We start from the raw sequence: 12,889 nt of genomic DNA on the forward strand, positions 1-12,889 counted from the left end.
CGAACCGGGTACCCGGTCGGGGTGGGCAATGATCGAACGGTGGTGCGGGTCCTGCTGGACCGGCGCGGCCGCACGTACGCGGAGGAGGCCGGGATCCGGCTGTCCGACCGACCCGGGCCGCTGTACCAGCTGCTGGTGCTGACCACCCTGCTGAGCACCCGGATCCGGGCGTGTGTGGCGGTGGACGCCGCGCGGGAGCTGTTCGCGGCGGGCTACCGCACCCCGCAGGCGATGGAGGCGGCCGGTTGGCAGCAGCGCGTCGACGCGCTGGGCCGGGGCCACTACCGCCGCTACGACGAGCGGACGGCCACCATGCTCGGCACCGGGGCCCGGCTGTGCCTGGACCGCTGGCACGGTGACCTGCGGCGGCTGCACCGCGAGGCCGAGGGTGACCCGGTCGGGCTGCGTCGGCGGCTCACCGAGTTCCCCGGCATCGGCCCGACCGGCGCGGACATCTACCTGCGCGAAGCACAGGCGGTCTGGTCGGACGTGCGCCCGTACGCCGACCGTCGGGCCCTGGCCGGGGCGAAGCGGTTGGGTCTGCCGGGATCCCCGGACCGGTTGGCCGGGCTCGTCGACGAACCGGACTTCGGGCGTCTCGCCTCGGCGCTGGTCCGGGTGGCGCTCGGCGAGGAGTCGGCGGGCGAGGTCACCCGCGTCGCCGCCCGTTGAGCGCTCACTTCACCGTCTTGTCTCCGGGGCGGGTCAGGTGCCACACCAGCAGGGCGGCGAGCAGTGCGAGGACGACCACGCCGCCGGAGATGCCACGGCCCTCCTCGGGGCTGCGGCCGGCGCTACCGAAGTAGATCACCGCGAGGCCGGCCAGCACCGTGACGAACGTACGCAATCCTCGGTCCTTCACGTGTCGCACGCTAGCTCGGCGCGATCGGCTTTCGCCCTGATTCGCGGCTTGTGTCCCCTGGTCGGGTGACAGTCACCGGTCGCTGACGAAACCCCGCAACCGCACCCGACGAACGGCCCGGTCGGCGACCTCCACGACCTCCAGGGTCAACCCGGGAAGACGTACCGTCTCCCCCGGCTCACCGGGCAGGTGCCGCAGCCGGGCCAGCACCAACCCCGCCACCGTCGTGTAGTCGCGGGACAGCGGGAAACTCAGCCGCACCCCCAGGTCGGGCAGGTCGTGCAGCGGGAAGTCCCCGGGCACCAGCAGGGACCCGTCCGACTCCCGCACGACGCCGTGCACGTCGCGGTCCGTCTCGTCGTACAACTCGCCGACCACCTCGGCCAGCAGGTCCTCCATGGTGACCATGCCGTCGATGCCACCGTGCTCGTCGACCACCAGGGCCAGTTGCTGGTGTCTCTGCCGCAGCTGACGCAACGCGTCGGCGACCGGCAGGGTCACCGGCAACAGCAGCGGCGACCGGGCCCGCTCGGCCACCGGGGCGGCACCGGCCCGCACCAGGTCACGGATGTGCACCACACCGAGCACCTCGTCCAGCCCGCCGGGCCCGGTGACCGGGGCACGGGAGCGCCCGGCGGCGGCGAGCCGACGAACCCCCTCGTCGGCCCCGAGGTCGGCCGGCAGCGTCAGCACCTCCCGCCGGGCCACCAGGATCTCGCGCAGCGTACGACCGGCGATGTCGAACGCGCCGGTCAGGATCTCCCGCTGCTGGGCGGACAGCCCGCGCTGGCTGGCCAGCATCTCCCGCAACTCCTCCTCGGTCATCTCCTCCCGGTTGGCCCGCGGGTCACCCCCGGCGAGCCGGACGACCGCGTCGGTGGCCCGACTGAGCAGCCACACCGCCGGCCGGGACACGCGGGCGAGCAGGTCCAGTGGGCGGGCGCTCACCAGCGCCCACCGCTCCGCCCGCTGCATCGCCAGCCGTTTCGGGGCCAACTCGCCGAGCACCAGCGTGACGAACGTCAACAGCACCGTCACGAGCAGCACGGCGGTGGGGCGGGCGGCGCCGCCGAGGAAACCCAGCAGGCCGACCAGCGGCTCGGACAGCGACACCGCGGCCGCGGCCGAGGCGAGGAACCCCGCCAGGGTGATGCCGAGCTGGATGGTGGCCAGGTAGCGGTTCGGGTCACGGGACAGCCGCACCAACCGGTCACCGGCGCGGCTGCGCCGACCCAGCCGCCGCAGCTGCCCCTCGCGCAACGTCACCAGGGCCATCTCGCTGCCGGAGAGCGCCGCGTTGACCAGCACGAGGACGGCCACCAGCGCCAACTGCCCGAGCTGACCGCCCATCGCGTACCCCCGTCCGCCGCCTGAGGTCACTCAACCGCAGCGCGGCCGACTCCGGGCCCGGTTTACGGCCCGCTCAGTCGACCTCCAGGTCATCCAGCGAGATGGAGTGGGTCATCAGCCACCGGGCCAACGCCGTCATCCCGAACAGCCACAGCGGCACGGACTCGGTGGGCCCGTTGGTCGCGTAGATGGCGAAGCGCAGGTCCGGTGCCCGGTACGCCTCGATCCGCCACTGGTGCTGCCGGTCCCGCCAGACCGCGGAAGGGTCCATGGCGTCACCGTAGGCGACCACGGCCGACCCCGGGGCCGGTTGCTCAGGTGACGACGATCCGGGCGTCGTCGGGCAGTCGCCGGGTCGCGCCGCGACGGTCCAGCAACTCCAGCAGGGGCACCGCCACCCGACGGGTGGTGTCCAACGCCTGCCGGGCCGCCGAGAGCGTGAACGGCTGCGGCAGCCCGGCCAGGACCCGGACCGCGCCGTCAAGCGCGTCGGGCAGCAGGACCACGTTGTCGGCGAGCCGCAGCAGGGCCCCGGCCCGCACCGCGGCGCCGATCTCCCGGGGGCCCAGACCCAGGTCGACGAGGCGGTCCGCCTCGGGGGCCCGGAACGGGCGGTCGCCGTACTCGGCGCGGACCCGCTGCACGGCCCGGGCCACCGGTTCCGGCAACGCGTCGACGCCCGCCGCCCCGACCCGCCCGGCGTGGATCCGCAGCGGCGGCCGGACCAGCGCCTCGACCAGCACCCGGTCGGGAAGCGCGAGACGCTGGCGCAGCGCGTCCACCGGCATCCCGGGTTCCAACGGGTGTTCCCGGGCGTAGCGGGCGACCTCCTCGGCCAGCTGCTCGCCGAGCCGCTGCCAGTGCGCCGGGTCGGCCAACCAGTCACCGGCCACCGGAGCTACGTGCACCGGCACCCCCATCCGGATCAACGCGCCGACCCGGACCAACCGGCGGCGGCGCAGCTCCCCGGCCAGGTCGGGGCGGCCGTCCAACTCGGCGAGGACCTGCGCGCGGGCCGCCGCGGCACCCCGGCGGGACAGCGGTGGCGGCGCCACGTCCAGCACCCGTACCCCACCTGTCACGTGGTGCCGACCCGGGTCACGCAACAACGCCCGGTCGCCCACCAGCAACGGCAACGGACGGGCCAACCGCAGCCGTACGGTGTCCGGGCCGAGCGGTCGGACGCGTACCGGCACCGCCGCCGACCCGACGTGCAGGGTGAGGGTGGCCGGTAGGTCGGTCGCGGGATCGCCGGTGAGCCGCACGTCGACGAGGTCGGTGCGGTGGAACCGGCCCGGGGTGAGCAGCGCGTCGCCACGGCCGAGCCGGTCGCGGGGCGTACCGCGCAGGTTGACCGCCACGCGGGCCACCGCCGTGACCTCCGGTCGGGCCTCCCCCAGGGCGTGCAGGCCGCGTACCCGGACCGGTTCGTCGGCACCGGCCAGCTCCAACTCGTCGCCCACCCGCAACCGTCCGCCGCCGAGGGTGCCGGTGACCACGGTGCCGCTGCCCCGCACGGTGAAACTGCGGTCGACCCACAGACGCACCGGGCCGTCCACCGCCGGGGCGGGCACCCGGTCGGCGAGCCGGTCCAGGGCGGTACGCAGCTCCGGCAGGCCCGCGCCGGTCAGGCCACTGACGGCCACCGCCGGCACCGTGCCGAGGCTGGTCGCCGCGATCTCGTCCCGGGCGCGGGCGATGGCCGGCCCCGGGTCGGCCAGGTCGGCGCGGGTCACCGCCAGCAGGCCGTACGCGACACCGAGCGCGTCGAGCGCGGCGAGGTGCTCGGCGGACTGTGGCATCCACCCCTCGTCGGCGGCCACCACGATCAGCGCCGCCGGTACCGGGCCGACACCGGCGAGCATGTTCGGCACGAACCGTTCGTGCCCCGGCACGTCGACGAAGGCGACAGTGCCACCGGACGGCAGCGTCGTCCAGGCGAAGCCCAGGTCGATCGTCATGCCCCGGCGGCGTTCCTCGGCCCACCGGTCGGGTTCCATCCCGGTCAACGCCCGGACCAGTGTCGACTTGCCATGGTCGACGTGCCCGGCGGTGGCGACGACGAACACGCTCAGTCGTCCCCGGTCACGCGCAGCACGGCCGCCCGGACGGCGTCGTCGGCCTCGACCGGCACGCACCGCAGGTCCAGCAGGAGCCGACCCCGGACCACCCGCCCGAGCACCGGCTGCTCGCCGGTGCGCAGCGGCCCCGCGTACCGTTCGGGCAGGCTCAGCGCCCACGAGTCCAGCTCCACGCCCGGTGCCCCGCCGCCACCGACCACCGCGACGGTCGGCACCACCTCCGCCTTGCGGCCGTCCGCGCCGAGTCGGTCGCGCAGCCGCTCCACCCGGTTGCGCAGCGCGCCCGGGTCGGCGTGCAGCGCCGCCCGGGTCGGCGTGTCCGGTTGGTGCACTGTCGCGGCCAGCGCGGCCAGGGTGAGCTTGTCCACCCGCAACGCCCGGGCCAGCGGGTGCCGGCGCAGCTTCTCGACCAGCTCGACGTCACCGAACAGCAGGCCCGCCTGCGGGCCGCCGAGCAGCTTGTCGCCGCTGGCCGTGACCAGCGCGGCCCCGGCGCGCAGGGTGGTGGTCGCGTCCGGTTCGTCGGGCAGCAACGGATCGGGGGTGAGCAGACCGGAGCCGATGTCGGCGACCACCGGCACGCCCAGAGTGGCCAGTCGTCGCACCGGGGTCGCCGAGGTGAAGCCGGTGACCTGGAAGTTCGACGGGTGCACCTTGAGCACGAAGCCGGTCTGCGGGCCGAGCGCCGCGGCGTAGTCGGCGAGCGTGGTGCGGTTGGTGGTGCCCACCTCCCGCAGCCGCGCGCCGGTGCTCTCCAACAGGTCGGGCAGGCGGAAACCGTCGCCGATCTCGACCAGCTCACCCCGGCTGACGACGATCTCCCGGCCGGCGGCCAACGCGGTGGCGGCCAGCACCAGCGCGGCGGCGCCGTTGTTGACCACGTGCACGGCGCCCGCGTCGGGCACAGCGGCCGCCAGTGCGTCGAGGGCGTCCCGGCCCCGACGAGCCCGCCGCCCGGTGCCCAGGTCCAACTCCACATCGGTGTGCCCGGCGGCGGCGACCACCGCGGAGACCGCGGCGGCGGACAGCGGCGCCCGGCCCAGGTTGGTGTGCAGCACGACCCCCGTCGCGTTGAGCACCACCCGGGGCCCGGCCGCGGGCAGCGCGGCGACCGCCGCGTCGCGTACCTCGTCGGGGTGCAGCTCGCCCCGGCGGGCCCGCTCCTGGGCGCGGGCGACGACCGCCTTGACCCGTTCCCGACCGAGCGTCGCGCTGGCGGCGGCCAGCCGAGGATCGGCGAGCAGCGTGTCGGTGCGGGGCACCCGCCGTCGCGGGTCCGTCGGCCCGTCGCCCATCGCGTCATCTCCTGCACTGGTTTGGCGGAGACGGACGGGAATCGAACCCGCCTGGCCCGGGTCCCGGACCACACCGGTTTTGAAGACCGGGAGGGGCACCAGCCGCCTGAACGCCTCCACCGGACATTCGATCACAGCACGGGCAGGGCCGCCCGGTCAGGTGGAACTTCCGCCGTCGGTCCGACGGGCTTCCACCCGCTCGCGTTGTGGCACCACCGTGTACCGGGGGTCGCGGGCCGACGCGACGCCGCCGTAGAAGATGCCGAACCGGGTCGCCACCGAGGCGGCCAGCAACGCCACACCGGACAACCCGATGACCACCCGACTACGCCGACCGAGCAGCGCACCGGCGACGCCTCCCGCGGTGAGCAGCCGACCGGCGCGCAGCAGCCGACCGGGGCGGCCCAGCCGGTAGGGCTCGCTGAGTAGACCGAGACGCGTCTCCACCCGGTGCGCGCCGTACAGCTCCAGGGCCGCTCCGGCCACCGCCATCCGTGCCGCCGGCCCGGTCTGGGCCGGCGGCGCGGCGAGCAGACCCACGGCGGCGCCGCTGGCCAACGCGCTGCCCGCGAAGATGACCGGCAACTCGGGGTACGCCTCGTGCCACGACGGCACCGCCGTGTCGGCCAGCAACACCCCGGTGTACGTGGCCAGCGCGGGCGCGGTACCCGCGGCGAGCAACCCAGCCGCGTGCCCGACCGGCGGCAGCGCCTTCGCGGCCAGCCCGAGCAGGCCGTGGCGCGGCAACACACCGGCGGCCTCGGCGACCGCGGCGACACCGGCGGCGGGCCCGTACGCGGTCAGGATCCAGGTGCCCATCGACATCGGCGAGGTCGGCTTGGCCACCCGCAGCATGTGGTGGAACCGGGCCGGTCGGCCCAGGTCCTTGACGAGGAAGACGGCGCTGGCGCTGACGGCGGCCAGCGCGGTGACCCGACCGGCGCGACGCAGCGCCGGCCGCCCGGTGAGCTGCCCACCGGCCGCGAGCAGCGACGAGCCGGCCGCCAGGCCACCGGTGAACAGGTACGCGGCGATATCCCACTTCCAGACCGGCCCCTTGAGGATCGGACGACCGTAGTACGACGTGAACTCGGCCTCCGGAACCCGTACCTCCTCGCCGCCGCGTCCGCCGCGTCGGCGGCCCGCCCGTCGACCGGGCTGGTCGGTGGAGGTCTCCTGCGGCCGGGCAGCGCGGTGCCGCGTGGCGATCTCCTGCGGCGGGGTGGTCGCGTGCTGCGGGGTCGTCGCGTGCGGACGGTGGTCGTCGGCTCCCGTCGGCGCGCCGTCGGCCCCGGTCTCCGGCCGCGCCGAGACGCCCGGTCGGGCGGAAGCCTCGGCGACCAGCCGGTCGCGGAAGCGGCGGAACAGGTCACCCACCTCGGGGCGCTGCGGACTCACGAGGAACCTCCGACGAACGCGGCGACGGTGGCCGCCGCCATCGCGAGGGCCGCGAGGCCGGCGCGCTTCCACATCTTCGGCAGGTCGCGGGTGGTCACGACCGGGTCCGGGGGCAGCCCGTACACCTCGGGCTCGTCCAACAGCAGGAAGAACGCCCCGTCACCGCCGACGCCGTCGTCCGGGTCGTGCCCGTACAACCGCGCCTCCGGCACGCCGCGCTCGTGCAGGGTGCTCACCCGTGCGGCGGCCCGCTCCCGCAGCTCGTCAAGCGGCCCGTACTGGATCGACTCCGTCGGACACGCCTGCGCGCACGCCGGAGTCATCCCCGCACCGAGCCGGTCGTAGCACAACGTGCACTTCCACGCCCGACCATCACCCTTACGCTGATCGATCACCCCGTACGGACACGCCGAGATGCAGTACCCACACCCGTTGCAGATGTCCTCCTGCACCACGACGGTGCCGAACTCGGTCCGGAACAGGGATCCTGTCGGGCAGACATCAAGGCAGGCCGCGTGGGTGCAGTGCTTGCACACGTCGGACATCATCAACCACCGGAAATCCGTCCGACCCTCGACACCGGTGCCCCGCCCCGGCGGCTGCGCACCCGGCATCCCCAGGAACTGCGGTGTTGAGCCCGCGTCCACCGACCGCTGCGGGCCGGCGTCCACCGGCTCGCCGAGCACGTCCGCCGACGGCGGGTGCTGCCCGGCCGGGCGGGGCTGCTCGACGAACGCCACGTGCCGCCACGAGTTCGCGGTCAACGCACCCGTGTTGTCGTACGACATGCCGAGCAGGTCCAACCCGCTCTCCGGCACCCCGTTCCACTCCTTGCACGCCACCTCACACGCCTTGCACCCGATGCAGACACTCGTGTCGGTGAAGAACCCCATCCGCGGCGGCGCGTTCACATAGCCCGCGTCCGGCGCCGGGTCCAGCGGACCGTAGAGGCTGTTCGGGTCAGGAAGCACCGCGCCGCTCCCCCTCGCTGTCGGTGGTGACCGCCGGAGCATTCTCACCCGGGGTGATCCCGGCACGCCGCTGGTAGTCGGCGACCAGGTCCAGCAACGCCGAGCCGGTCGGCCGTCGGCCGGGCCGCACGTCGCAGGTGCCGACCTTGCTCTCCTGGATCAGGACGTTCGGATCCAGGCTGATGCCGAACAGGTCGTTGGCCGAGTCGCCGGTCACCAGACCCTCGAAACCGAAGTGGTACGGCAACCACACCTGGTGGATGATCCGCCCGTCCACCCGCAACGGGGTGAGCCGATCCGTCACCAGCACCTTCGCCTCGATCACCGCACGACCGCTGACCAGGTGCGCCCAACCCAGATGCGTCAGACCGGCCTCGGCGGCCAGGGCCGGCGACACCTCGACGAACATCTCCGGCTGCAACTCGGCCAGCGGCGACACCGTCCGACTCATCCCACCGGCGGTGTGGTGCTCGGTGAGCCGACTGACCGTGAACACGTACGGGAACACCTGGGTGTGCTCCTGCGGCGGGCTCGGGTTCACCGAGTTCACCGGGTGCGCGTACATCTTGCGGGTCGGGTTGGCCTGCTGCCCGTAGAGCGGGTTCCGCACCGGCGACTCGACCGGCTCGTAGTGCGTGGGCAGCGGGCCGTCGAGGACACCGCTCGGCGCGTACAGCCAACCCTTGCCGTCGCCCTGCATGACGAACGGGTCGTCACCGGCGATGCCCTCCGTCCCGGACGCCCCGGGCGGCGGCCGGTACGACGGCGGTTTGGTCTTCTCGAAGTCCGGCACGTCGTAGCCGGTCCACTCACCCTTGTCGGCGTCCCACCACACGTAGCGTTTGCGCTCACTCCACGGGTTGCCGTCCGGGTCGGCCGACGCGCGGTTGTAGAGGATGCGCCGGTTCGCCGGCCACGCCCAACCCCACTCGGCGGCCACCCAGTCCTGCTCGTGCCGGGACTTACGCCGAGCCGCCTGGTTGACGTCGTCCGCGTACACCCCGCTGTAGATCCAGCAGCCGATCGCCGTGGAACCGTCCGGGCGGGCCTCCGCGAAACCGGACAGTGGGCGGCCGGTCGCCACGTCGTACCCGTTGATCTCGCGCAGCACCGCCTCGGCGCTCGGCTCCGCGTGCGGACCGTGCGTCGGGTAGTCCCAGGTGAGGTCGAGCAGCGCCCGGTCCCGTGGCAGCGGCGAGCCGGACAGCTTCTCCCGCAGCTTGCGACCGAGGTGGTAGAAGAACCACAGCTCGGAGCGGGCGTCGCCCGGCGGCTCGACGGCCTTCTCCCGCCACTGCAACAACCGCTGCGTCTGCGTGAACGTGCCTTCCTTCTCCACGTGCGACGCGGCCGGCAGGAAGAACACCTCGGTACGGCACTCCTCCGGCACGAGTTCCCCGGTGGCCACCTCGGGGCCGTTCTGCCAGAACGTGGCGCTCTCGATCATGAACAGGTCCCGGACGACCAGCCAGTCGAGGTTGGCCATCCCGAGCCGCTGCGCGCGGCCGTGCGCCGAACCGACCGCCGGGTTCTGACCGAGCAGGAAGTAGCCCTTGACCTTCCCGTCGATCATGTTCAACACCTGCTGGTACGTGCCGTGGTCCCCGGTCAACCGGGGCAGGTAGCCGTAGCAGAAGTCGTTCTCCGGGGTCGCCGCGTCACCCCAGTACGCCTTCAACAGGCTGGCGGCGAACGACCGCGCGTTGCCCCAGAAACCCTTCTGCCCCGGGTGCCGGATGCTGTCCACCCACTCGTCGAAGGTCGGGTGGTCGGCGTGGTGCGGCATCGGCAGATAACCCGGCAAAAGGTTGAACAACGTCGGGATGTCGGTGGAACCCTGGATGCTGGCATGCCCGCGCAGCGCCATCACCCCGCCACCCGGGCGGCCCATGTTGCCCAGCAACAGCTGGATGATCGCGCCGGTACGGATGTACTGCACACCCACACTGTGCTGCGTCCACCCCACCGAATAGATCAGCATGCCGGTGCGGTCCCGACCCGAGTTCGCCGTCCATGCCCGGGCCAACTCCAGGAACTGCTCCTGCGAAATCCCGCAGACCCGCTCCACCATCTCCGGCGTGTAGCGGGCGAAGTGCCGCTTCAGGATCTGGTAGACGCAGCGCGGGTGCTGCAACGTCTCGTCCCGCTGGGTCTGCCCGCCGACCTCCGCGCCGTGCGACTCGTGCTCCAGACCAGCGGCGGTGTCCCGCTCCTTCGCGGTGTGTCCACTGCCCGACGAGCCCTCATGCCCCTCGTACTGCCAACTGTCCTGCACGTACGTGCCGGTCGCCGGGTCGAAGCCGGAGAAGAAGCCGTCACCGTCCTCGGTGTCGCTGAACTGCTCGCTGACGATCGTGGCGGCATTCGTGTACGAGAGCACGTACTCCCGGAAGTCCAACTCGTTGTCCAGGATGTAGCGCACCACCCCGCCGAGCAACGCGATGTCCGTGCCCGCCCGGATCGGCAGGTACGAGTCGGCCACCGCACTGGTCCGCGTGAACCGTGGGTCGACGTGGAACACCTTCGCGCCCCGGCGCTTCGCCTCCATCACCCACTGGAAACCCACCGGGTGCGCCTCGGCCATGTTCGAACCCTGGATGACGATGACGTCAGCGTTGGCGATGTCCTGCTGGAAATCCGTCGCACCGCCACGACCGAAACTGGCCCCCAGACCGGGGACGGTGGCGGAGTGTCAAATACGGGCCTGGTTCTCGATCTGGAGCGCCCCCATCGCGGTGAACAACTTCTTGATGAGGTAGTTCTCCTCGTTGTCCAGCGTCGCCCCACCCAGACTGGAGAAACCCAGCGTCCGGTTGAGCGGCCGACCCTGCGTGTCGACGTCCTCCCAGGTCTGCTCACGGGCCGCGAGCATCCGGTCGGCGATCATGTCGAGCGCGGTGTCGAGCTCCAGATCCTCCCACTGCGTCGAGTACGGACGCCGGTAGCGGACCTTCGTCTGCCGTAGTGGGCTGGTCACCAGACTCTTACTGGCCGAACCCTTCGGGCAGAGCCGACCCCGCGAGATCGGGCTGTCCGGGTCACCCTCGATCTGACTGACCTGCCCGTCCTTGACGAACACCCGCTGCCCACAACCCACGGCGCAGTACGGGCAGACGGACCGGGCCACACTGTCGGCGTCCTCGGTACGGGCCGTCAACGCGCGAGATCCAGCGGATTTGGCCGCCGCACCCCGACCGAGCGGATCGGTACCGGTGAGCTGCCGGTAGACCGGCCAACCCTCGATGAAGGTCCGCAGACCCATGCCCCGACACCCCCTCCCACGCGAGCGGCCCCACGAACATAGGCCAGTTGAGACATGTTCGCGAGTCGTGCCCCGCCCTGCACGCGCAGACAGCGCCGCCCCCGGCCTTGTGGGCCGGGGGCGGCGCTGGTGTCGGTGTGCAGGTCGCCTCTCGGCGAGTGGCACGACGCGGCTCCAGCCGAACGGTATTCCGCGAGGGCGATATAGGTGAGGCCCGGGGACACTGAGTCACACCGACACCCTCCACAACCAACCCCACCCCGACCTTGTTCCCGGCATCGCACCCCCGCCACGACCCGCCGCCGAACCCGTCAGGCCAGCCGCCAGGCGGACGGCCCCGGGGACGGCGCCCGGTCCAGGCACCGGGCCGGGCCAGGTCCGTCAGCCGGAGCGGGGGCGGGCCGGGGCACACGGTCCGGGGAGCACGCCCGTAGACCGAACCAAGTCCATGGGACCGGACCAAAACCAGATCCGCAGGCGAGGTCCGTGCGCCCGACGGGGTCCGCAGGCCGGGCCAGGTCCGTGGGCCGGGCCAGGTCCGTGGGCCGGGCCAGGTCCGTGGGCCGGGCCAGGTCCGTGGGCCGGGCCAGGTCCGTGGGCCGAAGGCGGCCCGGAGGCCGAAGGCGGTCCACGAATCGCGAGATCTTGGACAGTTTCCGTTCCGCGCGAACGGAAACTGTCCAAGATCTCGCGGGCGAACGCCAGCCGCAGTGGCGGCAGGCGTCGCCGCGCGGCGGATACACCGCTGGCCGGCACCCCGGGTGTGGGGTGCCGGCCAGCGGTTCGTGGCCTGCGATGGTGCGGGGTCAGCTGTTCCAGTACTGGGCGACCAGGTCGGTGGCCTGCTGCTCCCACTGGGCGTACGCGTCCGGGTAGGCGGAGACCTGCACGGTCTGCGCGGCCTCGGTCAGCGGCATGTCCTGCCACCCGTCAACCTGCTTCAGGCCCTTCAGGAACGCCGTGGTCGAGTAGGCGGGGTCGGTGATCTGCTCCGGCGTACCCCAACCCGAGGACGGGCGCTGCTGGAACAAGCCCAGCGAGTCGTGGTCGTTGGCGTCGCCGAGGTGACCCAGGTTCTCCAACTTCGACTCCTGCAGGCTCGTCGCGATCGAGATCACCGCAGCCCGCTCGGGCAGGCCGGCCTTCTTCGTCGCGGCGATGATCGCCTTCACGTTCGCGGTCTGCTCGTCGTTGAGGGTGATGCGCGACTGCTCACCCTGCGGCTTCGGCGCACCCGACTGCACGGCAGTCGCAACCGGCTTGGCGTCGACGGGGTCGGCGTGGGCGGCGACCGGACCGGCGAACACACCACCGGCGAACGCCAGACCAGCAACGGACAGCACACTCTTACGCATGATCGTGTTCATGGGGGAAGCTCCTTCGGGGGTAAGGACACCCGCCGAGATCGCGCGGGTGTGAGCACCTCGTCCGACGCTGCAACACAAGTCTTTGGGGGATCATCGGCGGCCTACGAGCGGGGGCTCGCGGCGCCGGGACCGGCTGTAACGACCCGCGGGGCGGGGCCATTCCCGGAGGCGACCCATCCGGCGACACCCGGTGAAGCGGGGTGCCGGTCAGGCCGGGGTCCGTGTGTAACGACCCGGCGGGCCGGGTCATTCCCGGGGGCGGACCGTCGAGCCGACCGGCCGTGGTCCTGCCATCGTCAGGGT

The 12,889-nt window shown here is 72.8% G+C and carries 10 protein-coding genes and 1 tRNA gene; 1 reads left to right on the plus strand and 10 read right to left on the minus strand.

The window, feature by feature from the left end:
* The first annotated feature begins 21 nt into the window (after positions 1-21).
* Positions 22-672, plus strand: a complete 651-nt coding sequence (locus O7616_RS21065; RefSeq protein WP_282303559.1) for a hypothetical protein — start codon at positions 22-24, stop codon at positions 670-672.
* Positions 673-676: 4 nt separating this feature from the next.
* On the opposite strand, the gene O7616_RS21070 is transcribed toward O7616_RS21065, so the two are convergent.
* From O7616_RS21070 to O7616_RS21115, 10 genes are all read right to left on the minus strand, one after another.
* On the minus strand, positions 677-862 hold the full coding sequence (locus tag O7616_RS21070) for a hypothetical protein (RefSeq protein ID WP_036410487.1): 186 nt from the start codon (positions 860-862) through the stop codon (positions 677-679).
* A 72-nt stretch (positions 863-934) separates the two neighbouring features.
* Positions 935-2,212: a hemolysin family protein gene (locus O7616_RS21075; RefSeq protein ID WP_282303560.1), complete on the minus strand. Its 1,278-nt coding sequence runs from the start codon at positions 2,210-2,212 to the stop codon at positions 935-937.
* Between the two features lie 73 nt (positions 2,213-2,285).
* Complete coding sequence (locus O7616_RS21080; RefSeq protein WP_145781709.1) at positions 2,286-2,483, minus strand: hypothetical protein; 198 nt, start codon at positions 2,481-2,483, stop codon at positions 2,286-2,288.
* A 43-nt stretch (positions 2,484-2,526) separates the two neighbouring features.
* Positions 2,527-4,281 (minus strand): selenocysteine-specific translation elongation factor, encoded by a 1,755-nt coding sequence (gene selB, locus O7616_RS21085; RefSeq protein WP_282303561.1) that lies wholly within the window; start codon positions 4,279-4,281, stop codon positions 2,527-2,529.
* Between the two features lie 2 nt (positions 4,282-4,283).
* Entirely contained in the window at positions 4,284-5,588 is a 1,305-nt protein-coding gene (gene selA, locus O7616_RS21090; protein ID WP_282303562.1) for an L-seryl-tRNA(Sec) selenium transferase, read from the minus strand.
* A gap of 22 nt (positions 5,589-5,610) precedes the next feature.
* Positions 5,611-5,706, minus strand: a tRNA-Sec gene (locus tag O7616_RS21095).
* Between the two features lie 38 nt (positions 5,707-5,744).
* Positions 5,745-6,986, minus strand: coding sequence for an NrfD/PsrC family molybdoenzyme membrane anchor subunit (gene nrfD / locus O7616_RS21100; RefSeq protein WP_282303563.1), 1,242 nt, complete (start codon positions 6,984-6,986; stop codon positions 5,745-5,747).
* Complete coding sequence (locus tag O7616_RS21105) at positions 6,983-7,957, minus strand: 4Fe-4S dicluster domain-containing protein (RefSeq protein WP_282303564.1); 975 nt, start codon at positions 7,955-7,957, stop codon at positions 6,983-6,985. The genes nrfD and O7616_RS21105 overlap by 4 nt, the downstream gene beginning before the upstream one ends.
* A complete protein-coding gene (fdh, locus tag O7616_RS21110) occupies positions 7,947-11,219 on the minus strand; it encodes a formate dehydrogenase (RefSeq protein ID WP_282303565.1) in 3,273 nt (1,090 codons plus the stop codon). Before fdh ends, O7616_RS21105 begins: the two co-directional genes overlap by 11 nt.
* Positions 11,220-12,025: 806 nt before the next feature.
* Positions 12,026-12,586: a hypothetical protein gene (locus O7616_RS21115; RefSeq protein ID WP_282303566.1), complete on the minus strand. Its 561-nt coding sequence runs from the start codon at positions 12,584-12,586 to the stop codon at positions 12,026-12,028.
* Positions 12,587-12,889: the final 303 nt, after the last annotated feature.

Source organism: Micromonospora sp. WMMD964, from assembly GCF_029581455.1.
GTDB lineage: Bacteria > Actinomycetota > Actinomycetes > Mycobacteriales > Micromonosporaceae > Micromonospora.

Excerpts from the sequence above, each read along its gene's own strand:
- O7616_RS21075 (WP_282303560.1), bottom strand. The coding sequence starts at position 2,212 with ATGGGCGGTCAGCTCGGGCAGTTGGCGCTGGTGGCCGTCCTCGTGCTG.
- selA (WP_282303562.1), bottom strand. The coding sequence starts at position 5,588 with ATGGGCGACGGGCCGACGGACCCGCGACGGCGGGTGCCCCGCACCGAC.
- O7616_RS21115 (WP_282303566.1), bottom strand. The coding sequence starts at position 12,586 with ATGAACACGATCATGCGTAAGAGTGTGCTGTCCGTTGCTGGTCTGGCG.
- O7616_RS21080 (WP_145781709.1), bottom strand. The coding sequence starts at position 2,483 with ATGGACCCTTCCGCGGTCTGGCGGGACCGGCAGCACCAGTGGCGGATC.